Annotated in this window: 23 protein-coding genes; 14 read left to right on the top strand and 9 right to left on the bottom strand. The window is 67.5% G+C overall.

From position 1 onward, the window contains the following. Positions 1 to 32 precede the first annotated feature (32 nt). Positions 33 to 554, top strand: coding sequence for an Lrp/AsnC family transcriptional regulator (locus GSQ87_RS15180; protein ID WP_158916194.1), 522 nt, complete (start codon positions 33 to 35; stop codon positions 552 to 554). A 3-nt stretch (positions 555 to 557) separates the two neighbouring features. Further along, complete coding sequence (locus GSQ87_RS15185) at positions 558 to 1,448, top strand: pirin family protein (protein ID WP_158916195.1); 891 nt, start codon at positions 558 to 560, stop codon at positions 1,446 to 1,448. 201 nt (positions 1,449 to 1,649) lie between these two features. Here GSQ87_RS15185 and mnmA read toward each other — a convergent pair whose 3' ends face one another. Continuing rightward, a complete protein-coding gene (gene mnmA, locus GSQ87_RS15190) occupies positions 1,650 to 2,852 on the bottom strand; it encodes a tRNA 2-thiouridine(34) synthase MnmA (protein WP_254063006.1) in 1,203 nt (400 codons plus the stop codon). A 96-nt stretch (positions 2,853 to 2,948) separates the two neighbouring features. Here mnmA and GSQ87_RS15195 point away from each other — a divergent pair, with 96 nt between their 5' ends. The 4 genes from GSQ87_RS15195 (at position 2,949) to GSQ87_RS15210 (ending at position 6,880) form a co-directional block, all read left to right on the top strand. Beyond that, on the top strand, positions 2,949 to 4,391 hold the full coding sequence (locus GSQ87_RS15195) for an NAD-dependent succinate-semialdehyde dehydrogenase (protein WP_158916197.1): 1,443 nt from the start codon (positions 2,949 to 2,951) through the stop codon (positions 4,389 to 4,391). Positions 4,392 to 4,624: 233 nt separating this feature from the next. After that, positions 4,625 to 5,458 carry a flagellin gene (locus tag GSQ87_RS15200; RefSeq protein ID WP_158916198.1) on the top strand — a complete coding sequence of 278 codons (834 nt, stop codon included), beginning with the start codon at positions 4,625 to 4,627 and terminating at the stop codon, positions 5,456 to 5,458. 97 nt (positions 5,459 to 5,555) lie between these two features. Beyond that, positions 5,556 to 5,897, top strand: a complete 342-nt coding sequence (locus tag GSQ87_RS15205) for a hypothetical protein (RefSeq protein WP_158916199.1) — start codon at positions 5,556 to 5,558, stop codon at positions 5,895 to 5,897. A 167-nt stretch (positions 5,898 to 6,064) separates the two neighbouring features. Continuing rightward, on the top strand, positions 6,065 to 6,880 hold the full coding sequence (locus tag GSQ87_RS15210; RefSeq protein ID WP_158916200.1) for a flagellin: 816 nt from the start codon (positions 6,065 to 6,067) through the stop codon (positions 6,878 to 6,880). 25 nt (positions 6,881 to 6,905) lie between these two features. On the opposite strand, the gene thiE is transcribed toward GSQ87_RS15210, so the two are convergent. After that, positions 6,906 to 7,553 (bottom strand): thiamine phosphate synthase, encoded by a 648-nt coding sequence (thiE, locus tag GSQ87_RS15215; RefSeq protein WP_158916201.1) that lies wholly within the window; start codon positions 7,551 to 7,553, stop codon positions 6,906 to 6,908. Between the two features lie 171 nt (positions 7,554 to 7,724). On the opposite strand from thiE, the gene GSQ87_RS15220 reads away from it, so the two are divergent. Together GSQ87_RS15220 and bfr are read left to right on the top strand one after the other, a co-directional pair. Then, a complete protein-coding gene (locus GSQ87_RS15220; RefSeq protein WP_158916202.1) occupies positions 7,725 to 7,910 on the top strand; it encodes a bacterioferritin-associated ferredoxin in 186 nt (61 codons plus the stop codon). A 31-nt stretch (positions 7,911 to 7,941) separates the two neighbouring features. Continuing rightward, positions 7,942 to 8,442, top strand: a complete 501-nt coding sequence (gene bfr / locus GSQ87_RS15225) for a bacterioferritin (RefSeq protein WP_158916203.1) — start codon at positions 7,942 to 7,944, stop codon at positions 8,440 to 8,442. 126 nt (positions 8,443 to 8,568) lie between these two features. On the opposite strand, the gene ybgC is transcribed toward bfr, so the two are convergent. The 3 genes from ybgC to GSQ87_RS15240 are packed head-to-tail and all read right to left on the bottom strand — an operon-like array spanning position 8,569 to position 12,121. Then, complete coding sequence (gene ybgC, locus GSQ87_RS15230) at positions 8,569 to 9,003, bottom strand: tol-pal system-associated acyl-CoA thioesterase (protein WP_158916204.1); 435 nt, start codon at positions 9,001 to 9,003, stop codon at positions 8,569 to 8,571. Beyond that, positions 9,000 to 10,313, bottom strand: a complete 1,314-nt coding sequence (locus GSQ87_RS15235; RefSeq protein WP_158916205.1) for a glycosyltransferase family 87 protein — start codon at positions 10,311 to 10,313, stop codon at positions 9,000 to 9,002. The genes ybgC and GSQ87_RS15235 overlap by 4 nt, the downstream gene beginning before the upstream one ends. After that, on the bottom strand, positions 10,226 to 12,121 hold the full coding sequence (locus GSQ87_RS15240) for a hypothetical protein (RefSeq protein ID WP_158916206.1): 1,896 nt from the start codon (positions 12,119 to 12,121) through the stop codon (positions 10,226 to 10,228). The genes GSQ87_RS15235 and GSQ87_RS15240 overlap by 88 nt, the downstream gene beginning before the upstream one ends. 179 nt (positions 12,122 to 12,300) lie before the next feature. On the opposite strand from GSQ87_RS15240, the gene GSQ87_RS15245 reads away from it, so the two are divergent. Further along, complete coding sequence (locus GSQ87_RS15245) at positions 12,301 to 12,777, top strand: GtrA family protein (protein WP_158916207.1); 477 nt, start codon at positions 12,301 to 12,303, stop codon at positions 12,775 to 12,777. After that, positions 12,774 to 14,294, top strand: coding sequence for an NAD(P)/FAD-dependent oxidoreductase (locus tag GSQ87_RS15250; RefSeq protein ID WP_158916208.1), 1,521 nt, complete (start codon positions 12,774 to 12,776; stop codon positions 14,292 to 14,294). Before GSQ87_RS15245 ends, GSQ87_RS15250 begins: the two co-directional genes overlap by 4 nt. 133 nt (positions 14,295 to 14,427) lie before the next feature. Here the strand turns inward: GSQ87_RS15250 and GSQ87_RS15255 are convergent, their stop codons facing one another. Further along, the gene (locus GSQ87_RS15255; protein WP_254063008.1) at positions 14,428 to 14,874 is read right to left on the bottom strand and encodes a DUF427 domain-containing protein; all 447 of its coding nucleotides are present in this window, start codon (positions 14,872 to 14,874) and stop codon (positions 14,428 to 14,430) included. Between the two features lie 143 nt (positions 14,875 to 15,017). On the opposite strand from GSQ87_RS15255, the gene GSQ87_RS15260 reads away from it, so the two are divergent. From GSQ87_RS15260 to maiA, 3 genes are all read left to right on the top strand, one after another. Beyond that, complete coding sequence (locus GSQ87_RS15260) at positions 15,018 to 16,841, top strand: peptide MFS transporter (protein WP_158916209.1); 1,824 nt, start codon at positions 15,018 to 15,020, stop codon at positions 16,839 to 16,841. Between the two features lie 149 nt (positions 16,842 to 16,990). Further along, a complete protein-coding gene (gene secA / locus GSQ87_RS15265; protein ID WP_158916210.1) occupies positions 16,991 to 19,768 on the top strand; it encodes a preprotein translocase subunit SecA in 2,778 nt (925 codons plus the stop codon). Positions 19,769 to 19,956: 188 nt separating this feature from the next. After that, on the top strand, positions 19,957 to 20,610 hold the full coding sequence (gene maiA / locus GSQ87_RS15275) for a maleylacetoacetate isomerase (RefSeq protein WP_216839345.1): 654 nt from the start codon (positions 19,957 to 19,959) through the stop codon (positions 20,608 to 20,610). 133 nt (positions 20,611 to 20,743) lie between these two features. Here maiA and tldD read toward each other — a convergent pair whose 3' ends face one another. Further along, positions 20,744 to 22,177, bottom strand: a complete 1,434-nt coding sequence (gene tldD / locus GSQ87_RS15280) for a metalloprotease TldD (RefSeq protein WP_158916211.1) — start codon at positions 22,175 to 22,177, stop codon at positions 20,744 to 20,746. 87 nt (positions 22,178 to 22,264) lie between these two features. On the opposite strand from tldD, the gene GSQ87_RS15285 reads away from it, so the two are divergent. Beyond that, a complete protein-coding gene (locus GSQ87_RS15285; RefSeq protein WP_158916212.1) occupies positions 22,265 to 22,738 on the top strand; it encodes a hypothetical protein in 474 nt (157 codons plus the stop codon). 10 nt (positions 22,739 to 22,748) lie between these two features. On the opposite strand, the gene GSQ87_RS15290 is transcribed toward GSQ87_RS15285, so the two are convergent. Further along, the gene (locus tag GSQ87_RS15290; protein WP_158916213.1) at positions 22,749 to 24,446 is read right to left on the bottom strand and encodes a lysine--tRNA ligase; all 1,698 of its coding nucleotides are present in this window, start codon (positions 24,444 to 24,446) and stop codon (positions 22,749 to 22,751) included. A 217-nt stretch (positions 24,447 to 24,663) separates the two neighbouring features. Beyond that, on the bottom strand, positions 24,664 to 25,365 hold the full coding sequence (gene ctrA / locus GSQ87_RS15295) for a response regulator transcription factor CtrA (protein ID WP_158916214.1): 702 nt from the start codon (positions 25,363 to 25,365) through the stop codon (positions 24,664 to 24,666). Positions 25,366 to 25,549: the final 184 nt, after the last annotated feature.

The following is a 25,549-nucleotide window of genomic DNA, read 5'->3' on the forward strand; positions in this document are numbered from 1 at the left end:
CCCACCCGGATCGGGCTCTTGCGGAGAACACCTTGCCCGAAACGCTAGACGCCGTCGACGCCAAGATCCTCGATCTGATCCAGCACGACGCCGCCCTTTCGGTGGCCGAGATCGCCGAGCGGGTGGGACTCTCGTCCTCGCCCTGCTGGCGGCGGATCAAGCGGCTGGAAGACGCCGGCGTGATCCGCGGACGCGTCACCCTGCTGGATCGCGAACAGCTCGGCCTGGGCTTCGAAGTCTATGCCGAGGTCAAGCTGAGCCTGCCCACCAAGGACAACCTGGACGCCTTCGACGCGGCCGTGGCCAACTGGCAGGAAGTCACCCACTGCGCCACCGTCACCGGCGGCATGGACTATGTGCTGCGCATCGTCACCCGCGACATGCATGCGTTCGACGACTTCCTGCGCGAGAAGCTGCTGTCGCTGGGCCTAGTGTCCAACGTCGAGAGCCGCATCGTGGTGCGCAGCGTCAAGAACGTCACCACCGTGCCGCTCGGCCTAGTGGCCCCGCACCTGAACACCCCCACGCCCAATCTCGCCGCCGCCAAGGAGTAGGCCATGATCGACCTCGTGATCGACGCCCGCCGCAAGGACCTGGGCGGCTTCGAGGTCGGGCGCATCCTGCCCTTCGCCAAGCGGCGGATGGTCGGCCCTTTCATCTTCCTCGACCACATGGGCCCGGCGGCGTTCGCGCCCGGCGAGGGGATCAACGTACGGCCCCATCCCCATATCGGCCTGTCCACCGTCACCTATCTGTTCGAGGGCGAGATCCTGCACCGCGACAGCCTGGGCTCGACCCAGGCGATCCGGCCTGGCGAGGTGAATTGGATGACCGCCGGCCAGGGCATCGTCCATTCCGAGCGCACCGACCCCACCCTGCTGTCCCAGAGCCGTCGCGCCCACGGCCTCCAGGCCTGGGTCGCCCTGCCCGAGGCGGACGAGGAAATCGAGCCCGCCTTCGCCCACCATCCCGAAGCCGACCTGCCGAGCTACGAGACCGGCGGCCTGTGGGCGCGGCTGATCGCGGGCAGCGCCTATGGGGTGGCGGCCAAGGTCAAGACCCACTCCCCGCTCTACTACATCCATTGGGAGCTGAAGGCCGGGACCCGCTGCGCGCCGCCGGAAGGCTATCCGGAGAACGCGCTCTATGTCGTGCGCGGCGAGATCGAGGTGGAGGGTCGCACCTTCCACGCCGGCCAAATGCTGGTGCTGAGCGGGAACCAGCGGCCGACGGTCACGGCTATCACCGATGCGACCGTGGCGGCGCTGGGCGGTGAGCCGGTCGGCCCGCGTCACATCTGGTGGAACCTGGTGTCGTCGTCGTCGGAGCGGATCGAGCAGGCCAAGGCGGACTGGGCCGCCGGGCGGATGACCCTGCCGCCGGGAGACGACCAGGAATTCATCCCGCTGCCGGAAGATCTGCCGCCGCCGGCCGCGCAGCCGCTTTAGGCCAGTGCCTGGCGCGTTAGTCGCCAAGTCGGAGCGCAAAAAAAAGGCCGCGCAAAAGCGCGGCCAAAGTTCATAGGGAGGAAACGCCCGAAGGCGCGAGTTCCGTATACGTGAGGCGGCAAGAGCGGTCGACACTAGAAACGCTGAAACCGGGACTTGAGATACTGAACGCCCGATTACGCTTACCGAAAAGGCAACCGCCTAGGATTCAGGCGCCAGGGCGGTGAGCGCCGGACGAGTGGAAGCGATGAACCCACCGCCCAACAGCCGATCAGGGGCGGCCGTCGCGTAGAGCACGCAAGCCTGACCGGGCGATACGCCCTCTTCATCGGCGTCGAACACCACCTCGGGCCCATCGCCGCCGAGCTTCAGGCGCGCAGGCGCCGGTGCGCGGGTCGAGCGCACCCGCGCCAGCACCGCCAGGGATTCGCCCGCCGCATCCTCCAGCGTCGGCTGATCGCCGAGCCAGTTGATCTCCTTCAGGCGCAGCGAACTGGTGAGCAGGGCCTCGCGCGGGCCGACGCGGACCTGCTTTCGGCCAGGGTCCAGCGCCACCACGAACAGCGGCTCGCCCACCGCCACGTTCAGCCCGCGCCGCTGACCCACGGTGAAGCGCGAAACCCCGCCGTGGCGGCCCAGCACCCGGCCGTCCATGTGCACGATCTCGCCCTCGCCGGCCGCGTCGGGACGCAGCTTGTCGATCAGGGTGGAGTACTTGCCCTCAGGAACGAAGCAGATGTCCTGGCTGTCGGGCTTGTCGGCCACCGCCAGTTCCAGCGCCTCCGCCGCCGCCCGCACCGCCGGCTTGGGCATCTCGCCCAATGGGAAGCGCAGGTAGTCGAGCTGGTCGGCTGTGGTGGCGAACAGGAAATAGCTCTGGTCGCGCCCGGGATCGGCGGCGCGATGCAGCTCCGCGCCCCTGGAGCCGAGCTTGCGTCGGACATAGTGCCCCGTCGCCATGGCCTCCGCGCCCAGGTCGCGGGCCACGTCCAGCAGGTCGCGGAACTTGACCGTCTGGTTGCAGCGGATGCAGGGGATCGGCGTCTCGCCCCGCAGGTAGGCGTCGGCGAAGTCGTCGATCACCGCCTGGCGGAAGCGGCTTTCGTAGTCGAGTACATAATGCGGGATGCCGATCCGCTCGGACGCCTGGCGCGCATCGCGGATGTCCTGGCCGGCGCAACAGGCCCCGGCCTTCTTCACCGCCGCGCCATGATCGTAGAGCTGCAGGGTCACGCCCACCACGTCGTAGCCGGCGCGCTTGAGCAGAGCGGCGGCGACTGTGGAGTCCACTCCGCCCGACATGGCGGCCACGATCCGGGTTCCCACCGGCAGGCGCACGGCTTCGCGCACCGCCTCATCAGCGATGTCGAGGGTGTCCAGGCGGTCGGTCAAGGCGAGCGACATGGCCGACATCTAGGGCGTGCGGACCGATATGGCGAGGACGTGCGGCGAACGATCCCGCCTCGCCGGGGGTTTAGACATCGAACAGGAGACGTTTCCATGGACCATGTTCCCTCAGAAGCTCGATCCCAACCCGCCACCGGCGCCCATGCCGGCGCCGAGGAACGGCCATCGCTGAAGACCGTCGATCCGGCCACCGGCAAGCCCGGCCGCGTCTATCCCGGCCATACGCCGCAGGAAGCGCAGGCCATCGCGCGCGACGTGCACACCGCCTTCCTGAGCTGGCGCAGGACCCGCTTCACCGAACGCGCCCGGCTGATGCGCGAAGCCGCCGCTGTTCTGCGCCGCCGCAAGGCCGACCTCGCCAGCCTGATGACCGACGAGATGGGCAAGACCCTGACCGAGGGCCTGGACGAGGTAGAGAAGTGCGCGGGCAATTGCGACTACTACGCCGAGCACGCCGAGCCGTTCCTGGCCCGCGAGCCGGTGGACATGGGCGGCCCCAAGGCCTTCGTCACCTATAATCCCCTGGGCCCGATCCTGGCGGTGATGCCCTGGAACTTCCCTCTGTGGCAGGTCTTCCGGTTCGCAGCTCCCAACCTGATGGCAGGCAATGTCGGCCTGCTCAAGCACGCCAGCAACGTGCCGGGCTGCGCCCTGGCCATCGAGGAGGTGTTCCGCGAGGCCGGCTTTCCCAAGGACGTCTTCCGCACCCTACTGATCGGCGGCAAGGACGTTAAGGCGATCATCGACAGCCCCTCCGTCGCCGCCATCACCCTGACCGGCAGCGTCGACGCCGGGCGCAAGGTGGCCGAGGCCGCCGGTCGCCAGCTCAAGAAGGTGGTGCTGGAACTGGGTGGGGCCGACGCCTACGTCGTGCTCGAGGATGTCGACGTGAAGGCGGCGGCCAAGGTCGCGGCCATGGCGCGGATGGTCAATGGCGGCCAGAGCTGCATCGCCGGCAAGCGCTTCATCGTGGTCAAGTCCGTGCGCGCAGCCTTCGAACAGGCCCTGGTCGAGGCCATGGCCGAATACCCCATGGGCGATCCGCGCCACGCCGACACCAGGCTCGGGCCGATGCAGAGCGTGGCCGCCCGCGACGAGATCCACGACCAGGTCCGCCGCAGCGTCGAGAAAGGCGCGCGCATCCTGGTCGGCGGTGAAATCCCCGACCGGCCGGGCGCCTGGTATCCCGCCACGGTGCTGACCAACGTCAGGCCCGGCCAGCCCGCCCACGACGAGGAAGTGTTCGGTCCGGTCGCCGCGGTGATCGAAGCCGAAGGCGAGGCCGACGCGATCCGCATCGCCAACGATTCGCCGTTCGGTCTGGGCTCCGGCGTGCTCACCCGCGATCTGGCCCGCGGCGAACGCATCGCGGCGGAAGACCTGGAGGCGGGGATGAGCTTCGTGAACCAGAACGTGCGCTCCGATTCCCGCCTGCCCTTCGGCGGGGTGAAGCACAGCGGCTATGGTCGCGAGGTGTCCCGCTACGGCCTGCTGGAGTTCGTCAACATCAAGAGCGTATTGGTGCATCCCGCCTAGGCGTCTCGCCAAATCGGCGCCGACCCGGCAAATGGCGCCGGGTCGGTCGGCAATATCTGCCGGGCGGCATGCCGCCGACTAGGCGGAAAGTGCATGGTTTCCAGGTCGTAAACGCATTATTTCAATGAGTTAGCCCGTTTTCAGGTGGCCCGGCAATTGCTTCAGGTCTCCACGAGCAAAATGCTCCCTTCGCTAAAATGGCGTCGGACACCCTGAAAAAGGAACCCCGTGTTATGTCGCTGAACAGCATCAACACGAACGTCGGCTCTCAGATCGCTCTGCAGACCCTGAACTCCACCAACTCCGCCCTCGAAACCGCCCAGAACCAAATCTCCACCGGCCTGCGCGTCGCCGGCGCCCAGGACGACGGAGCCATCTGGTCCATCGCCCAGGGCCAGCGCTCCCAGATCACCGCCCTGTCGGCCGTGACCGACTCGCTGAACCGCGCCTCGTCCGTGCTGGACGTGGCCGTCACCGCCGGCCAAACTATCTCCGACCTGCTGAACCAGCTCAAGTCGAAGGCCCTGGAAGGCTCGGATACCTCGCTCAGCTCCACCGACCGCGCCGCTCTGAACTCCTCGTTCAAGTCGCTGGTCAGCCAGATCAGCAGCGCGGTCGCCAACGCCAGCTTCGACGGCGGCAACCTCATCTCCAGCGGCTCGACCGCCATCGTCGCACTGTCTGGCCCGAGCGCCACCCAGAAGCTGACCCTGGCGGCCCAATCCTTGGCCTTGGGCGGCGCGAACGTGAGCCTGACGGCGTCGGCGTCGTTTTCCACCGCGACCCACGCCGCTTCGTTGCTGACCGTCATCAACAACTCGATCACCAACACCAACGCGGCGGTTGCGGCGCTCGGCACCGAAGCCAACGAAGTGACCTCCAGCCTGACCTTCGTGTCCAACCTGAGCGACTCCCTCAACCAGGGCGTCGGCAACCTGGTGGACGCGGACGTGGCGGCGGAGAGCGCGACCCTACAGGCCCTGCAAACCAAGCAACAGCTTGGCATCCAGGCCCTGTCGATCGCCAACTCGTCGTCCTCCAACCTGCTCAGCCTCTTCCGCGGCTGATCCAGGACCCTGAAAACGGCGGCGCGCGGACCTAGGCGTCCACGCGCCGCCCCTTCATTGGGGAGCGCCACGGCCGGGAGGTCCTGGCGAACAGGAGATGATCGAGAGCATCAACACAGCCGCGGCCGTGCCGGCGGCGACAGGCTCGGACGCCACGTCCAAGGACCCGAAGGGTCAGGGCGGCGCCGACCCACCCATCGCGCCTTCGTCCACCCCGGCGACCACCGCCCAGGATCCGACCACAGAGGACCTGACCGCGCCGGCCAAACCGACCACGCGGCTTTTCATCGACCAGGACAAGACCACCGGCGTCTTCGTCTACCGCATCGTCGACGCCACGACCGGCAATGTCCTGGTCGAAATTCCCAGCGAGCAGATCGAGAACCTCAAGGACGCCGACGACTATGCGGCAGGCGCCCTGATCTCCACCACGGCCTGATCCACGTGTCGTCTTCCAGGGGACCGGAGCCGTGCGACCACGGCGTCGCCGCCGCCCCGTTAAGGTTAACGGGGCGGTCATCTTTGGCGGGCTAGTCTCCCGGCCGCGGGGTGCGTATTCGCCTCGCCCCGTTGCGGACGCGACGGCGCCGGTCGGAAGGAGACGTCATGACCCTAACCGTTAGCAGCGCCTTAAGCGCCCTGGCCGCATTCCAAACCCAGCCCCTAACCACCCAGGACGCCAATCAGGCCAACTCGGCCCAGATCATCGCCCCTATCGCGGACGCGAACGCCTCCAGCTCGACCACACTCACCGATACGACCTCGACGGGCGCGACCACCTCGGCCGCCGCCGACAGCCTGGGCCAGGCCACCTCGATCGCCGACACCGCCCAGTCCGCAGCCGGCAGCGTCGTCCAGCTCCTGCGTCAGCTGCAGCAGGCCGCCAGCGCCGCCTCGAACCCCAACCTGGACTCCGCCTCCCGTGCGAGCCTGGACGCCACCTTCCAGACCTTGACGGCGAACCTGACCCAGGCGGTCGGCGGCGCTTCGGCCGGCGGCGTCAACCTGGTCGACGGCTCCGCCACGCCAAGCGTGCAGGTGGCCGCCGACGCCGACGGAGGACGCGCCTCGTTGTCGGCCTATAATCTTTCGCTGGGCGGCCCCGTGGTCACGCTGCCGTCGGACGCGTCGCTGACCACCGCCACCAGCGCCGCCAACGCCCTGTCGGAAATCTCCAGCTCGCTGCAATCGACGAGCAGCGCGCTCGCCAACCTCTCGAACCAAGCCAAGCAGATCGGCGCCCACGCGGACTTCGTCGCCACGTTAGGCGCAAGCCTCAGCGCCGGATCGAGCACCGCGCCCGACGACGCCGACGGCGTCCGGCTGCAGGCCCTACAGCTTCAACAACTGTTGTCGGGCCAGACCAGCGGCATAGCCAACGCCGGACCTCAAGCAGTGCTGTCCCTGTTCAAGGCGAGCTGATCGAAAGCTCTCGACCGCAGCCCGATCACGCCCTGGCGGCGAGGCCTTCGGCAATCTCGGCGTTCAGACGGCGCACGGCGTCGCGCGGCCCCTCCTCGGCGTTCCAGACGCCGGCGCTCACCGCCAGGAAATCCGCGCCCGCCTGGGCCAGACCACGGGCGTTGTCGGCGGTGATCCCGCCGATGGCGACGCAAGGGGTCTGCATGCCTTCCTGCCACACGCCCAGGATTTCCGGGTCTGCGCGCGAGATCGGGACCTTGGTGGCGGTGTCGAAGAAGGCCCCAAACGCGACGTAGTCCGCGCCCGCGTCCGCCGCCTCCATGGCCAGGTGGAAGCTGTCATGGCAGGTGACGCCGACGATCCGATCCGGGCCCATCAACCGGCGCGCCTCGGCATAGCTGGCGTCCTCCTGCCCGACATGGACTCCGTCGCAGTCCAGCTGCGCCGCCAAGTCCGGGCGATCGTTCAGGATCACAGCCACGCCGCGGGGCTGGGCGATCGGCTGCAAGGCGCGGACGGCCTGGGCGATCGCATCGTCGCTCACATCCTTCAGCCGGACCTGCAAGGCGGCCACATCGCCGCCTTCCAAGGCCTCGGCGAGGTTGCGCGCGAACCGATCCAGATCGGACAGGACCGGCGGCGTAATCAGGTAGAGGCGGCAGGCGAGCGTCATCGTTTCGGCTTGGCGGCGCGCGGGCGGCGGGTCAAGGGGCGAACATCAAGGCCGGAACAGAGCCGCGGATCGGCCGCGTCCATCCGTCCCGCACCCTTTGCATGCGAATGAGTTGCAACCCCACTCTCAATGTCCCTATATGAGCCCACGTCGACCTGCACGGGACCGTCCATGTACGTCTGTAATTGCAATGGTATCCGCGAACGCGAGGCCCACGCCGCCATCTCGGCCGGCGCGCGGCGTCCGGCCGACGTCTTCCGCCATTGCCAGTCCACCGCCAAGTGCGCCAAATGCGTCTGCGACCTCCGCCGGATGATCCAGGACGCCGAGGTCGCGCTCCGCCACGCAGCGGAGTAGGGGTTAGTCCCTCAACGCGGAAGGCGACGGCATGAAGGGCGACCCGGACATCATCCGGAATCTCAACGCGGTGCTCACCAACGAGCTGACCGCGGTGAACCAGTACTTCCTGCACGCACGGATGTTCCAGCACTGGGGCTTCTACCGCCTCGGCAAGATCGTCTACGACGAGTCGATCGAGGAGATGCGCCACGCCGACTGGCTGATCCAGCGCGTGCTGTTCCTCGACGGCCTGCCCAACCTGCAAGACCTGCACAAGCTGGCCATCGGCGAGAGCGTGCCCGAAGCCCTGACCGCCGACCTGGCGCTGGAGCAGAAGAGCCGCGCCACCCTGGTCGAGGGCATCCGGCTCTGCGAGGCGCGCGAGGACTATGTCAGCCGCGACCTGCTCAAGACCATCCTCAAGGACACCGAGGAACACCTCGACTACCTGGAGACCCAGGTCGGCCTGATCGACGCGCTCGGCGTGCAGAACTACCTGCAGAGCGCGGTGGGCAGGCTGGACGAGGGCAAGTCCGAGGGCGAGGCCTAGCGCCTGCGTGCTTCGAGACGCGCTACGCGCTCCTCAGCATGACGAGGGTTGGGGGGAATCCAATATCATATGTCATCCTGAGGAGCCCCGAAGGGGCGTCTCGAAGGACGCACCGGGCGTTCGTCCCTAAGCCAACCTTGGTCCCAGCGCCGCGACCAGTTCCGCCGGCGGCCTGCGCGCCCGGCCGGTGGGGTCGATGCAGGCGGCCTGGACCTCGGCGGTCGCCAGCAATTCGCCTCCACGGGTGATCGTCTGGGCGATCAGGATGCGCGCGCCCTTCACCGTCTCGAAGCGGGTATGGACGATGAGCGCGTCGTCGATCCGCGCCGCCGCCTTGAAGGTCACGTTCAGGCTCAGCACGGCGAAGGCGGTCTGCACCGCCGCCATCGCCACGTGGTCGGCGCCGGCCAGCCGCAAGTAGTCCGACCGTCCGCGCTCGAAGAACCGGACATAGCTGGCGTGATAGACTAGGCCGGTGAAGTCGGTGTCCTCGTAGTAGACCCGCACCGGCAAGCGGTGCTCGCGGCCATGGAAGGCGCCGGCTGTCGGGGTCTCGGTCATGGCGCGGCGCCCATGGGTTGCAGGGTAGGTCCCTCGCCTGCCCGTACGCCACGGTTCGTGCGTACGCTCCAGCTCGGCAAGGTCGCCAGCCGGATCATGGCGGCGGTCAGCACCAGCGGCGCGACCGGGGCGTGGATCTGCTGCAGCCCCAGCATCACCACCGGCAGGGCCCAGACCAGCATGGCCAGGCCCAGGCCCAGCCACGGGATCGGATCGCGCCGCCACAGCACTAGCGCCGCCGCGCAGGCGGGGATCAGGTCGTAGTTGAACGCCTGGGGCGAGGCGACGAAGGTGGCGATCATCACCACGGCGGCGCGCAGCTCCAGCGGCCTATCCTTGCGGCTCCACTCGAACCAGACCACCCCGATCGCCGCCAGGGTGAACGGAACCTGGGCCAGGGCCGCGATCGGCGCGCTCCACTTCAGCGCGCGCCCCGCCATGTAGGCCGAGGGCATCATCCAAACGAACGGCCCTCGCCCCTGTTTCAGCATGATGCCCTGGGTCGTCAGCGTGGGGCCGAAAAAGCCGGTCCAGGCCTGCGTCCCGAACGCCAGCCACGAGAGCAGCAACACGACCGCGACCACGCCTGCCGCCGCCCACATGGTCCGCCAGCGCCGCCCCGCCAACACCAGGACGGGCAGCAGCACCGCGATCTGCGGCTTGAAGATCAACAGGCCCAGCAGCGCGCCCGCCAGCACCGGACGGGTGTCGATCAGACACAGCCCCGAGATCAGCAGGGCGGCGGTGAAGGCGCCGTTCTGGCCGAGCCCGATATTGGTCGGCACCGCCGGTGACACCACCAGCAGCACCCGCAACCAGTTCTCCTGCGCCCACAGCCGTACCGCCGGGAGCAGGGCCAGCACGCCGGCGAAGCTCCACAGCGTCAGCCCCTCGAAATAGCCGGTGAAGCCCAGAGGCGCGACCAGGAACAGGTTGGGCGGCGGATAGGACCAGAAGTGGAACGGGAGCCGCCGGTCGAACAGCGCCCGCTCGTGGCCGAGGAAGCGCCGGGGGTCGAAGATGTCGGCGATCTGCCCGAGCCAGAGCATGTGCCCGGCGGTCCAGGAATTGATGAAGTCGCGGCCGAGCGCATGGCCGGTCCAGTCCAGATGCCCTTCCCGTCCGATCAGGAAATAGGAGGCGAGCAGCGCCCAGGAGATCAGGCTCAGTTCCCACAGCCAGGCGCCCGGACCAAGCACCCGCCAGATCGCGCGCAGGGCTTTCACGGGCGGCGGGGCGGCGGCGCGGGCGGCGGGATCACTCGGTAGAACTGGAGCGCGGCGCCATTCGGCGTCGTCGCTTGCAGCCATGCGGGCGGATGTCCGGCGTCGAGCTGCTTTTGCAGGGCGAGCTTGCCCATGTCGTCCCGGTCGCCGTGCTTGTGGTGGGCGGGGCACTCGAGCACGTAGGCCACGCCGGCGTCGCGGGCCAGGGCGTAGGCGCTTCCCGGCGCCGTCCCGTCAGCCGGCGCCTTGAGGATGGCGTGCGCCTTCAGGATGCCCCAGCCCATGCGGTGATAGGGACCGCTGAGCGCGCTGTGATCGGTGTTGGCGATGATGAAGGCGCCCAGATCGACCTCCGACAGGACCAGGGCCGCCGGACCGGCGGCGTTGATCGCCCTGTAGGGCGCGGTGGCGAAGCACGGGTCGCCGGAGCTGGTCTTTTTAACAGCCCCACGCTTGGCGGGAGCGGTCTTCTTGGCCACGGGCTTGGTCTTCGGCTTGCCCTTGGTCGGCAGCAGGGGCGCGATCCGATCGGCGGCGGCGACGGCGACGCCGGTCGCGGTGAGGGGGCTGGCCACCGCCGCCGCCAGCACCACCGCGAACAGGCTGCGGTAGCGGAGCCGGCTGAGGATGTCGGCCGCGGCCGCGGCGATGATCGGGATGGCGAACCACTCCGCATAGCCAGACGCGCGGATCAGGCTCGCGCCGAAAGCGACGCCCAGCAACAGGCATACGCCGGACATCAGCCACGCCGGATCGGTCCAGCGTTCACGCCGCAGACCCAGCACCAGCCACGCCAGCACACCCCAGGTCCAGAAAGAGATCAGGATAACGCCCTGCTCCATGTCCCGCTTGGCCACGACCCAGATCGGGCGGACCTCCTGCACGTAGTTCAGCCAGATCGGGCGGATGCGCGGGTCGACGTCGGCGAAGAACCCGGCCCGGCAGCGCGGATAGACGCCCAGATAGACCGCCCCAGCCACGGCGCCCGCCAGGGCCAACGCGCCGAGCCGCCAGGCCAGACCACGACCCGTCGTCAGCCGCACGGCCACAAACAGCCCGACGCCCGCCGCTGCGATCGCCGCCGTAAGGTTCGAAGCCAGCATGTCGCAGGCCGGCACGCTCCAACGCCAGGGCGGCGTCTGGACCAGGAAGGCCAGCACGGTCGAGGCGGTCAGGGACAGGGCGTAGGCCTTGGCCGCCGACGCCTCGCGCGGGTCGGCGGCGAAGCGCAGCGCCAGGCCGGCGCCGATCACCGCGTCGAACACCAGCCCCTCGAGGCCGACCGCCAGGCCCAGGCCGGTGGCGATCCCGGCCAGGATCGCGCCCTTGACGTTGGGCGCGCGCTGGATCGCGCCGGCCAGGGCCAGGAAGGCCAGGGTCATCTGCACGTCGTGATGATCGATCCGCCCCGGATGGAACTGGATGTAGAGGGGGATGTCGCTGGCCAGGATCACCCCCGCCATGACCACGGCCGCATTCCCCACCAAGCCCAGTCCGAGGCGCCGCGCGATCAGCATCACCGCCAGCACGGCGGGGAATATCCACAGCAGCGGCCACAGGAAGCGGGTGGCGATCTCGGCGTCGGCGGCCGAAAGCCCGAGACGGAACAGCATGTCCAGGCTCGCGATCCCGCCGTCGAGCAGCCGCGACCAGTGCATGTAGACGCCCACCGGCGGCTGGAACCGCATCAGGTGCTGGTCCCACCAGCCGCCGCCGTTCACCAGTTGGCGCACCAGCACCAGCCGGGTGGCGTCGTCGGTGTCGCCGAGCGCGAGCGCCAGTTTGCCGCCATCCTGGACCGCCAGCACCACGGCCACGATCGCCGTCACCGCCAGGGCCGCGAGCACGATCCACCGCCGGCCGCCCAGGTCGGGCGAGCGGACGCTGAACAAGGATGCTATTCGCGCTCCCAGCCCGGCGAGGCTGAACCCGCGCGGCGCTAGGCCGCTGGCTTTTGGCTTGGCGTAAGTCAAGGTTTCAGATTTACCGGGTAAAGCTTATGTGATCACCGTCCTACCGGAGCCGCCGGCGCCGGACGAGAAAAAATGCCAGGAGCAGGCGGGGAAAATCGATGGCCGAATCAACCTCGCCGCGCCGACACGCCGAACGCCTGCTGGGCGTGATTCCCAAGGGCATGTTCCGTTTCCTGTCCGTCGGCGTGACGGGCCTGGCGATCCACAGCCTGTTGTTCACCGTGCTTCTGCATGGCGCGGGCGTGGGTGAGCACGTCTCCTGGTGGACGGCCCTGATCGTGGCCACCGCCGTCACCTGGACCCTGAACCGCAAGCTGACCTTCTCTCCCAGCGGTCGTGGCCAGGGCGCGGAGATCGCGCGTTACGTGCTGGTCACAGCCGTGGCGCAGGGAATCAGCTATAGCGTGTTCCTGGCTCTGGGCGGGCTGGCGCCCCACCTGCCTCGCACCATCGCCCTGATCGCGGGGGCCGGGGTGGCGACGATCTTCTCCTATACCGGCCAACGTTTCTTCACCTTCGCCGCGCCCAAGACGGCCGACGGCGAGCCTGTCATTTCGGATATCCCAGTCATATGACCGCAGACGTCGACGTCCTGATCATCGGTGCGGGCCCCGCGGGGCTGACCGCCGGATACCTGCTGGCCAAGGCCGGCAAGTCCGTCACCATCATCGAGCGCGACCCGGTCTATGTCGGCGGGATCAGCCGCACGGTGCGCTACAAGGACTTCCACTTCGACATCGGCGGCCACCGCTTCTTCTCCAAGGCGAAGGAGGTGGTCGACCTGTGGAACGAGATCCTGCCGGACGACTTCATCGACCGGCCGCGCCTGTCGCGCATCTATTACGGCGGCAAATACTATTCCTATCCGCTGAAGGCGTTCGAGGCCCTGTCCAACCTCGGCCTGCTCACCAGCGCCCGGTGCATGGCCTCCTACGGCATGGCCAAGCTGTCGCCGATCAAGTCGCCCAAGACCTTCCACCAGTGGGTGCGCAATCAGTTCGGCGAGAAGCTGTTCTCGATCTTCTTCAAGACCTACACCGAGAAGGTCTGGGGCATGTCCTGCGACGAAATCTCGTCGGACTGGGCGGCCCAGCGGATCAAGGGGCTGAGCCTCAGCTCGGCGGTGATCGACGGGGTGACGCGCTCGCTCGGCCTGAAGAAGAAGCCCTCCGCCACGCTCGGCGAACAGGGCGGCGTGAAGTCCCTGATCGAGAGCTTCCGCTATCCCCGCAAGGGTCCCGGCATGATGTGGGAGACCGCGGCCAAGAAGATCGAGGCCCTGGGCGGCCAGATTTTCATGGACACCACGCTGGAGCGCCTGCGCTGGAACGAGCAGCAGCGCCACTGGGTGGTCGCCGCGCGCAACGGCGCGGAGGGCGAGGTCGAGGACATCACCGCCACCCACGTGATCTCGTCGGCCGCGATCACCGAGCTGGTCGCCTCGATCGACCCGCGCCCCGATTGCACCGCGCCGGCCGCAGCCCTGCGCTACCGGGACTTCATCACCGTGGCCCTGATCACCAAGGTGGAGTCGACCAGGACCTTCCCCGACAACTGGATCTACATCCACGATCCGAGCGTGAAGGTCGGGCGCATCCAGAACTTCCTGTCCTGGTCGCCCGAGATGGCGCCGGCGGGCTACGCCTGCCTGGGTCTGGAATACTTCTGCTTCGAGGGGGACGGCCTGTGGACCTCGCCCGACAAGGACCTGATCGCCCTGGCCCGCGAGGAGATCGGCAAGATCGGCCTGATCCGCCCCGAGGACGTGATCGACGCCTCCGTAGTGCGCCAGCCCAAGGCCTATCCGGTCTACGACGACGCCTACCAGGCCAATGTCGACGCCGTGCGCATGGAGCTGGAGGGCAAGTACCCCACCCTGCACCTGGTCGGCCGCAACGGCATGCACAAGTACAACAACCAGGACCACGCCATGATGACCGCCATGCTCAGCGTGGAGAACATCCTGGCCGGCCATCGCAAGTACGACACCTGGCAGGTCAACGAGGACGCCGAATACACCGAGGCCGGCCTGTCCGGCGCGGAGTCGGCGCTGAAGAGCGAGCGGCTGGTGCCGCGCAAGGTGGCGGCTTAGGGAACTGGGTGCTTCGAGACGCGGGGCTTAGGCCCCGCTCCTCAGCATGACGAAGGTTGTTGGAAGCCACTCCCATACGTCATCCTGAGGATGCCCCCGAAGGGGCGTCTCGAAGGACGCACCGCCGCTCCTCTCAGCTTTCCATCGCTTCCGAATGCCGGCGGTCGTCAAGCGCGGCCTCATCCACCTCGTAGATCCTCACCTTGTCCGGATAGAAGGCCAGCATCCCGCGGATCTGCTCCATCGCCGGATAGGGCGCCTCGTAGCTCCAGGCCACGTTCTCCGTCAGGTCGCCGTTCATCAGCAGCGAATAGTAGCTGGCGTCGCCCTTGTAGGGGCAGTTGGTGGTGTGGGCGGTCTTGGACATGAAGCCCGTCTCCACGTCCGCCCGCGGGATGTAGAACACCGGCGGATAGCTCGCCTCCTGCAGCACCAGCGCCGCGTCGCTGGCCGCGATGACGTGGCCCTCGTAGGCGACACGCACCTGCCGGGCGGCGGGCGTGAGGGTGATGGGATGATCCGGGCCGGGCGTCTTCATGGTGGTCTCCTGGGCGGTCTGCAGCGGATATCTGGGGTCCACCGGTCCAACCGCCTAGCCCTGCCCGATGTTTCCGCATTCGCGGGGAGAGGCATGACGCCTCGCTTGTCGCGGCGCCCCGCGCATGATCAGTTCGCCGAACCTTCGGACGGCGCAAGACCGTCGCCTGTGGAAACGCCCACCCTATGAATATCGTGCTCCTGGCCGGGATCGTCATCAACGTCCTGACCGCCATTCCCGTGTTCCTGCAGTTGCGCAAGCACCCGCGCGGGCTGTTCGTGCTGTTCTTCACCGAGATGTGGGAGCGGTTCTCCTACTACGGGATGCGGGCGCTGCTGATCTATTACCTGACCCAGCACTTCCTGTTCGAGGACCGCGACGCCGGCGGCCAGTACGCCGCCTACACCACCCTGATCTACCTGCTGCCGCTGGTCGGCGGGATATTGGCGGACAAGTACCTGGGCACCCGCAAGGCCATCATGTTCGGCGCGGTGCTGTTGACGCTGGGCCAGTTGGGCTTGGCGATCGAGGGGCCGCCAGCCAAACAGACCCTGACCTATCAGGGCCACACCTACGCCTTCCAGGTCACAGGCCGCGCCAGCGCCCGCCACGTGCAGCTCAAGGTCGGCGAGGGGGCCTACGATTTCGCCGCCGACAGCGGGGGCGGCCTGGCCGTCAAGGGCCTGCCCGCCGCCAGCCCCCTGCCGGGCGTGCTGGCCAAGGGCAGCTACACCCTGGCGGTGCAGAAGCGTAACCCGCTGTTCCTCAACGTCTTCTATCTGGCCCTGTCGCTGATCATCATCGGCGTCGGCTATCTGAAGGCCAACATCTCCACCATCGCCGGCCAGCTCTATCCCCAGGGCGACCCGCGACGGGACAGCGGCTTCACCCTCTATTACTACGGCATGAACCTCGGGGCCTTCTGGGCGGCCATCATCTGCGGCTGGGTGGGCCAGAGCGTGGGCTGGTGGGCGGGCTTCGGCCTGGGCGGGATCGGCATGGCGCTGGGCCTGATCATCTTCGTGCTCGGCAAGCCGCTGCTGGAAGGCAACGGCGAGGCGCCCGCGCCGGCCGAGCTGAAGCGGCCAGTCGCCGGCCCGGTGAAGCTGGAAGGTAGCCTGTACCTGCTGGGCCTGGTGGGCGTGGCCGCGGTCTATGTCCTGCTGCGCCACAACGCGGTCGTCGGCGCCCTCCTGGGCCTGGGTTCGGTGATGGTGCTGGGCTATCTGGCCTGGTTCATGATCCGGCGTTGCGACAAGATCGCGCGCGAGCGGCTGGGCCTGGCCCTGATCCTGCTGCTGGGCTCGGCGGTGTTCTGGGCCCTGTTCGAGCTGCAGGGCTCGGCCATCAGCCTGTTCACCGACCGCAACGTCCAGCTGCCCTCCAACGGCTTCTGGACCGTGACCGCGCCCCAGACCCAGTCGTTCAACCCGGCCTTCATCCTGATCTTCGCCCCGGTGTTCGCAGCGCTCTGGGCCCGGCTCGGGCGGGTCGGCAAGGACCCCAGCCCCACGGCCAAGTTCGGCCTGGCCCTGTTGCAGGTCGGTGTGGCCTTCCTGGTGCTGGTCTGGGGCGCGCACTTCGTCGACGCCCAGTACCGCGAACCGCTGCTGGTGCTGGTGATCTCGTATCTGCTGCAAACCACCGGCGAGTTCTGCCTGTCGCCCATCGGCCTGTCGGAGATCACCAAGCTGGCCCCGGCCGTGCTGGTCTCGACCCTGATGGCGGTCTGGTACCTGTCGATCTCGTGGGGCGAATGGATGGGCGGCAAGATCACCCAGCTCGCCGGCACCGACACCGTCGGCGGCCAGGTGCTGGACCCCAGGCTAGCGCTGAACACCTCGACCCATATCTTCGGGATCATCGGCTGGGCGGCGATCGGCTTCGGCGTCGCCTTCCTGATCGCCACGCCCTGGCTGAAGCGATGGGCGCACCGGGTGGCCGCCGTCGACGCCGAACCCGAAGAGGTGGGCGTTCTTCCCGCCGCCATCCAGGTTGAGCACGGCTGAGCCCATCCCGGAACATCCGCCGCGCCGGCTCCTATTCCCGCAGGCGGCTTAAACGCTTACATGAGGCGCAATCCTGTGTGGTTGTGGAGATGCGCGCACGCGCATGTCCGCGTCTGCGCCGCCTGTCGCCCCTACGGTCTGGAAACTAAATGCTCGGTCTGGCCAGAAAACTTTTCGGCTCCTCCAACGAACGCAAGGTCAAGCAACTGCGCGGCCGCGTGGAGGCGATCAATGCGCTCGAGCCCGCCATGGCCGCGCTCAGCGACGATCAGCTCAAGGCCAAGACGGTCGAGTTCAAGGAACGCGTCGCCAAGGGCGAAAGCCTGGACGACCTGCTGGTGGAAGCCTTCGCCGTCGTGCGCGAGGCCTCCAAGCGGGTGCTGGGGATGCGCCACTTCGACGTGCAGCTGGTCGGCGGCATGACCCTGCACCGGGGCGGCATCGCCGAGATGCGCACCGGCGAGGGCAAGACCCTGGTCGCCACCCTGCCGGTCTATCTGAACGCGCTGTCCGGCAAGGGCGTGCACCTGATCACCGTCAACGACTACCTGGCCTCACGCGACGCCGAGCACATGGGCCAGCTCTACAAGTGGCTGGGCCTGACCACCGGCCTGATCGTCAACGGCCTGTCCCAGACGGAGCGCCAGCAAGCCTACGGCAGCGACGTCACCTACGGCACCAACAACGAGTTCGGCTTCGACTACCTACGCGACAACCTGACCTACGACGTCAGTGAGATGGTCCAGCGCGGCCACAACTTCTCTATCGTCGACGAGGTGGACTCCATCCTGATCGACGAGGCGCGCACGCCGCTGATCATCTCCGGCCCGACGGAAGACCGCTCGGACTTCTACCGCACCATCGACGCCCAGGTGAAAAGCCTGATCCAGGACCCCGAGACCTACGAGCACGACGAGAAGCAGAAGCAGGTCCACCTCACCGAATACGGCAACGAGAAGATCGAGGAGATGCTGACGGCCTCCGGCGCGCTCGATCCCGAGTCGGCCGGCCTCTACGACGCGGTCAACATCTCGGTGGTGCACCACGTCAACCAGGCGCTGCGGGCCAACATCATCTACCTGCGCGACCGCGACTACATCGTGCGCGCCGGCGAGATCATGCTGATCGACGAGTTCACCGGCCGCATGATGCAGGGCCGTCGCCTGTCGGAAGGCCTGCACCAGGCCATCGAGGCCAAAGAGCACGTCGAGGTCCAGCCCGAGAACCAGACCCTGGCCTCGGTCACCATTCAGAACTACTTCCGCCTGTACGCCAAGCTGTCGGGCATGACCGGCACCGCAGCCACCGAGGCGCAGGAGTTCGGCGACATCTACAAGATGGACGTGGCGGAAATCCCGACCAACCGCCCGATCACCCGCATCGACGACGACGACGAGGTCTATCGCACCTCCGAAGAGAAGAACCAGGCCATCTGCCTGCAGATCGCCGACTGCTACATGCGCAGCCAGCCGATCCTGGTCGGCACTGTCTCGATCGAGAAGTCCGAGACCCTGTCCGAACTGCTGAACGCCCATGAATACGAGGTCGACGGCCAGAAGAAGAAGGGCATCCCGCACAGCGTGCTGAACGCCCGCTACCACGAGCAGGAAGCCTTCATCGTCGCCGAGGCCGGCACGCCCGGCTCGGTGACCATCGCCACCAACATGGCCGGCCGCGGCACCGACATCCAGCTCGGCGGCAACCTCGAGATGCGCGTGCAGCGCTGGCGCGACGGCCTGGGCTTCGGCGTCACGCCCACCGAGGAAGAGATCAAGGCCAAGGAGATCGAGCTCAAGGCCGATATCGCGGTCGGCAAGCAGAAGGCGCTCGCCGCCGGCGGGCTGTATGTGCTCGGCACCGAGCGCCACGAAAGCCGGCGGATCGACAACCAGCTGCGCGGTCGCACCGGCCGCCAGGGCGACCCCGGCCACTCCAAGTTCTACCTGTCCTGCGAGGACGACCTGCTGCGCATCTTCGCCGGGGAGCGGCTCGACACCATCATGCGCACCTTCGGCGTGCAGCCGGGCGAGGCGATCACCCACCCCTGGCTGAACCGGGCCATCTCCACCGCCCAGCGCAAGGTGGAAGAGCGCAACTACGAGATGCGCAAGAACCTGCTCAAGTACGACGACGTGGTCAACGACCAGCGCAAGGCCGTGTTCGAGCAGCGTCAGGCCTTCATGGAAGACACCGATCTGTCGGAGACCATCACCGAGATGCGTCACGACACGGTGGAGGACCTGGTCCAGCTCTACCTGCCGCCCAAGACCTACGCCGAGCAATGGGACGCGGAGAGCCTGTACACCCGCGTGTTCCAGATCTTCGCCATGGACCTGCCGATCAAGGATTGGGTCGCCGAAGACGGCGTGACGCCGGAAGACATCCACAACCGCATCCTGGAGGCGACCGACGCCCGCGCCGCCGAGCGCGAGGCCCAGATCGGGGTCGAGCAGGCGCGCGGCCTGGAAAAGAACTTCATGCTGCAGATGATCGACATGCAGTGGCGCGAGCACCTGATGCACCTGGACCATTTGCGCCAAGTGATCGGGCTGCGCGGCTACGGCCAGCGCGATCCGCTGAACGAGTACAAGACCGAGGCCTACGCCCTGTTTGAGAAGCTGTCGGTGGAGCTGCGCCAGAGCGTCACCCGTTGGATGATGACGGTGGAGTTCCAGTTCCAGCCGCCCGAGGCGTTCGAGCCCCAGCCGCAGCAGTTCTACGAGATGCACCTCGACCCGGTGACCGGCGAGAACGTCGCCCGCCTGGGCGCGGCGCTGGGCTCGGAGGGCGGCTTCATCGACCCGGCCGCCGCCGAGCGCCTGCCGCCGTCCGCCCTGCCGGAGGGCTGGGAGCGCACCTCGCGCAATGCGCCCTGCCCATGCGGCTCGGGCAAGAAGTTCAAGCACTGCCACGGCGCGCTGCTCTGATCTCCTCCATCCCTGTCGTTCCGGAAAGCGCATAGGCGCTTATCCGGGACCCAGGGGCGGCGCGCACGGCGCCTGGGTCCCGGCTCTCCGCTTCGCTGCGGCCGGGATGACAGAAAAGTGCAAGTCGAGCTGAGGCTGACGGCAACCTAAGCCTAGCTTGGGCCGCGCTTCCCGATTACGACGCCGCCATGATCAAGATGTACGGCTTCTGGCGCTCCGCCGCCTCGTTCCGCGTCCGCATCGCCCTGAACCTGAAGGGGCTGGCGTACGAGGAACAGATGGTCGACATCGACGCGGGCGAGCAGTACGCGCCCGGCTACAAGGCCATGAACCCGCAGTCGGCCGTGCCTTCGGTGTTCGTCGACGACGGCCCGCCAATGACGCAGTCCCTGGCCATCCTGGAATACCTGGAAGAGACCCATCCCGAGCCGCCCCTGCTGCCCGCCGACGCGCGCGGACGGGCGCGGGTGCGTTCGCTGGCCCTGATCTTCGCCGCCGACCACCATCCGCTGATCGTCCCGCGCATCCGCCGCTATCTCAGCGAGGAGCTGAAGATGGACGAGGCTCAGCGCAAGGCCTGGATTCGCCACTGGTTCCGCGAGGGCCTGGTCCAGGCCGAGGCGCGCCTGGCCGACGATCCCGCCACGGGCAGGTTCTGCCACGGCGACACGCCAACCATCGCCGACCTGTGCATGATCAGCCAGGTCACTGGCGCCGCGGGCTTCCAGGTCGGGGTGACCGACCTGCCCAACATCGCCCGCATCACCGAGGCCTGCCTGGCCATCGACGCCTTCGCTCGCGCCGTGCCCCTGAAGCAGCCCGGCGCGCCGGCGTCGCATTAGGCGCCGGGCGGTTTTGCGTCCTTCGAGACGCCCCGTTGGGGCTCCTCAGGATGACGAGTGTGGGTGGGTTCAAAAACCTTCGTCATGCTGAGGAGCGCGTAGCGCGTCTCGAAGCACGCAGCGCTCGAACGCCCTACCCGATCGCGGTGCCGCCCACGGTCAGCCCGCTGAGCTTCATCGACGGCTGGCCGACGCCCACCGGCACACCCTGGCCCGACTTGCCGCAGACGCCGATGCCCGGGTCGTAGCAGAAGTCGTCGCCGATCATCGTCACCTTGGTCAGCGCGGTCGGGCCGTCGCCGATCAGGGTTGCACCCTTGACCGGGGTCGTGACCTTGCCGTCCTCGATCAGGTAGGCCTCGGTGCACTGGAATACGAACTTGCCGTTGGTGATGTCTACCTGGCCGCCACCGAAGTTGGCGCAATACAGCCCACGCTTGGTCGAGGCGATCATCTCGGCCTGGGTGGCGTTCCCGCCCAGCATCGCGGTGTTGGTCATCCGCGGCATGGGCATGTGGGCGTAGGACTGTCGGCGCCCGTTGCCGGTGGGCGCCATGCCCATCAGCCGCGCGCTCATCCGGTCGTGCATGTAGCCGACCAGCACCCCGTCCTCGATCAGCACGGTGCGCTCGGTCGGCGTGCCCTCGTCGTCGATGGTTAGCGAGCCGCGGCGGTTCAGCTCGGTGCCGTCGTCGATCACGGTGACGCCCCGCGCGGCCACCCGCTCGCCCAGGCGGCCGGAAAAGGCCGAGATGCCCTTGCGGTTGAAGTCGCCTTCCAGGCCGTGGCCCACCGCCTCGTGCAGCAGCACCCCATTCCAGCCCGGGCCCAGCACCACGTCCATCTCGCCGGCCGGACAGGCCACCGCGTCCAGGTTGACCATGGCCTGGCGCAGCGCCTCGTCGACCTGACCCTGCCAGTGCTCCGGCGCGATCCAGGTGTGGAAGCTGGCGCGGCCGCCCGCGCCGGAGGAGCCGTTCTCGCGCCGCCCGTCGCGCTCCACCGTCAGCTGGACGTTCAGCCGCACCAGCGGGCGCACGTCGCGCAGCAGCCGGCCGTCCGCGCGCAGGATCTCCACCACCCGCCGCTCGCCGGCGATGGAGGCCGAGACCTGGACCACGCGCGGGTCGCGGGCGCGGGCGAAGGCGTCGATCTCCTGCAGCAGGGCCGCCTTGTCGCCGAACACCGGGTGGGCGAGCGGATCGTCCTCGCCGTAGAGCTTGACGTTGGTCTGGCGCGGGCCGGCCGCGACCTGGCCCTCGTAGCCGCGCTTGACCGCCGAGGCGGCGTCGGCGGAGCGGCGGATGGCGGCCTCGCTGATCTCGCTGGAATGGGCGTAGCCGGCCTTTTCGCCCGCCACCACCCGCAGGCCGAAGCCCTCGGATGCGTCATAGCTGGCCGATTTCAGCCGCCCGTCGTCGAACACCAGCATCTCGCTCTCGGAGCGTTCGAGGAACAGCTCCCCATCGTCGGCGCCCTGCAAGGCGGACTGCAGGATCGACAGCGCCGCGTCGGTGGCGACGTCGGAGGCTTCGAGGATCGAGGGTTGGGGCGAGAACGCGTTCATGGCTCCTACATTGCGACCCGCGCCGTCCTAGGCAAGTGTGCAATGGACCGCATTCGGCGGCCAACGAAGTTCGGGACAACCACCGCCATGCCGGACGAGGAGAAATCTGGCCCGTCACTCAGGATAACGAGTCGTCGCGCGGACGAGGCTCTGATCGCCCTCGTGCAAGGCTGGACTATCGAGACCATCCTTCTCCCTCCCGAGTCGCATCGAGCTGGAAAACGGACCTATTTCCCGTGGATAGGCATCGGGAGGAAGACCGACTCCGTACTGATATACGTCGATGACCCGGGCCATAGACCTGGCTACAACGACTTCTTATTGAAGGTAAAACCTTTGGATGAAACCGAGACGGTTGACCGACGAATTCAATTGAAAAACGGCTATTATATCGGCTTGGAGACTCTCTATTTCGATATGGACTCGGAAGAAGATCCCAGCCGGATCGGAGCGGTCAGGGTATACGACACTGGGTACAACCTCCGGCTCGAGTTTGGCCTAAGCCACCACATCAGCACGCTTATGTATCTCGAAGAGTTCGAGCTGAACGCGCCGGTCTGAAACGGCAATCTTACGCTCGCGCCGCCCCGCCCTGCGCGTCGTACAGCGCGCCCGAAACGCCCTGCTCGATCAGGGCAAGCGTGCGGTCCAGGCCGAAGATGGCGGCGAAGGAGCCGAAGCGGGGACCCTGGCTCTGGCCCAGCAGCACCTCATACAGGGCCTGAAACCAGCCGCGCAGGGGCTCGAACCCGGCGGCCTTGCCGGCCTCGTAGACCTCGGCCTGGATCAGCTCGGCGTCCTGGCATCCGGGCGGCAGGGCGCGCAGGCGCTGGGCCAGGTCCTGCATGGCGGCGCGCTCGCGGTCGTCGGGCAGGCGGAAGCGTTTGTTCGGCCGCACGAAGTCTTCGTAATAGTGGATGGCGTTGTCGGCCATGCGGTCGAGCAGCGGGTGGCTCTGCGGCGTCGCGCCCTCGATATAGCGGTCGATGAACCCCCACAGGATCGCCTTGTCCGAGGCGTTGGCCGCCGAGACCAGGTTCAGCAGCAGGCTGAACGAAACCGGCGAGCTCGTGCGGGGCGCGTCGCCGAAGTGGACGTGCCAGACCGGGTTGTCGATCCGCTTGGCCGGCTCCTGGCCCTGGTAGGCGTCGAGCTGCTGCAGGTACTCGTCGGCCGCCTTGGGGATGACGTCGAAGTGCAGCCGCTTGGCCGACTTGGGCGAGGCGAACAGGTAGTAGGCCAGGCTTTCCGGCGCGCCGTAGCGCAGCCACTCCTCCATGGTCAGGCCGTTGCCCTTGGACTTGGAGATCTTGGCCCCCTCGGCGTCGAGGAACAGCTCGTAGTTGAAGCCCTCGGGCTGGACACCCCCGAGGATCCTGCAGATGCGGTTGGAGACCTTGACCGAGTCGATCAGGTCCTTGCCGCTCATCTCGTAGTCGATGCCCAGCGCGGCCCAGCGCATGGCCCAGTCCGGCTTCCATTGCAGCTTGACCGCGCCGCCGACGACGGGGAGCTCGGTCTTGGTCCCGTCCTCGTCCTCGAACACGATGGTCCCGCGTTCGACGTTGCGCTCGAGCGTCGGGACTTGCAGCACCCGGCCGGTGGTGGGGCTGATCGGCAGGAAGGGCGAATAGGTGGCGCGGCGATCCGGACCAAGCGTGGGCAGCATCACCGCTTGGATCTCGTCGAACCGTTCCAGCGCCAGCTGCAGCTTCTCGTCGAACACACCGGACCTGTAGGCCTCGGTCGAGGAGCGGAAGCTGTACTCGAAACCGAAATGGTCGAGGAAGGCCCGTAGCCGGGCGTTGTTGTGCGCGCCGAAACTGGCGTGCTCGCCGAAGGGATCGCGCACCACGGTCAGCGGCTTGCCCATGTCCTCCAGCAGCGAGGCCTGGTCAGGCACGTTGGGCGGCGCCTTGCGCAGGCCGTCCATGTCGTCGCTGAAGCAGATCAGCTCGGTGGGGATGCGGTCGTCGGTCAAGGCGCGGAAGGCGGTGCGCACCATGGTCGTGCGCAGCACCTCCTGGAAGGTGCCCAGGTGCGGCAGGCCCGAGGGGCCGTAGCCGGTCTCGAGCCGGACCGGCGTCGCCGCCAGCGCCGGGAAACGGGTCAGGACCTCGTCCAGCCGGCCGTCGGCGATCAGGGCGGCGGCCTCGTGCTGGGCCTCGCCGTCCAGGCGCACGCGCAAAATCCGCGCAAGCAGGGCGCGGGCCTGCTCGAACGGCCAGCTTCGCGCTTCACGCGCCAGGGGGATCAGGCCATGCAACATAGGGAGCGGATAGGGGCAGGCGCCGCGAGGGTCAACCGGCGCAAGGCGTAGCACGCGTCTTCCCCCTCTCCCTCGACGGGAGAGGGTTGGGGTGAGGGTGGTCTACGAACGAAACAGGAAAGGGCGCAGATGGCGCATCACGCCACCGTCCACCCTCGCCTTCCCATCGCCTAAGCGATGGGCCCCTTCCTCTCCCGTCAAGGGAGAGGAGAAACAATCAGGCCGCCGAAACCGCGCTGCTCTCGTTGGGATCGCGCAGGACGTAGCCGCGCCCCCACACCGTCTCGATGTGGTTGAACCCGCCGGTGGCCGCCGACAGCTTCTTGCGCAGCTTGCAGATGAAGACGTCGATGATCTTCAGCTCGGGCTCGTCCATGCCGCCGTAGAGATGGTTCAGGAACATCTCCTTGGTCAGGGTCGTGCCCTTGCGCAGCGAGAGGAGCTCCAGCATCTGGTACTCCTTGCCGGTCAGGTGGACGCGCGAGCCGTTCACCTCGACCGTCTTGGCGTCGAGGTTGACTAGGATGTCGCCGGTGGTGATGACCGACTGGGCGTGGCCCTTGGACCGGCGGACCACCGCGTGGATGCGCGCGATCAGCTCGTCCTTGTGGAAGGGCTTGGTAAGGTAATCGTCCGCGCCGCCGCCGAAGGTCTTCACCTTGGTGTCGATCTCGGTCGAGCCCGACAGGATCATGATCGGCGTGTTGATCTTGGCCACGCGCAGTTGGCGCAGCACATCCAGCCCGCTCATGTCGGGCAGGTTCAGGTCCAGCAGGATCAGGTCGTAATCGTAGATCTTGCCAAGGTCGACGCCCTCTTCGCCGAGATCGGTCGTGTAGATGTTGAAGCCTTCCGACTTCAGCATCAACTCGATGCTCTGTGCGGTGGCGCTGTCGTCTTCGATCAGCAGAACGCGCATCTGTATTCTCCAGCCCCGCAACGGCCCCCAAAGCCGCGCCTTCTGGCGCAACCCATTTCCCGCCACCGTACCGGGCGAGTCGCTTAAGAAAAGTTAATGCTCAACAAAGCGTTGAGAATCATCCCTGATTTCGAGTCAACTCGCAAGACTCCTCATTAACGTTTTGAATCTTAAGGCGCGGCGA

This window comes from Caulobacter sp. S45, from assembly GCF_009765965.1.
Taxonomy (GTDB): domain Bacteria; phylum Pseudomonadota; class Alphaproteobacteria; order Caulobacterales; family Caulobacteraceae; genus CAHJWH01.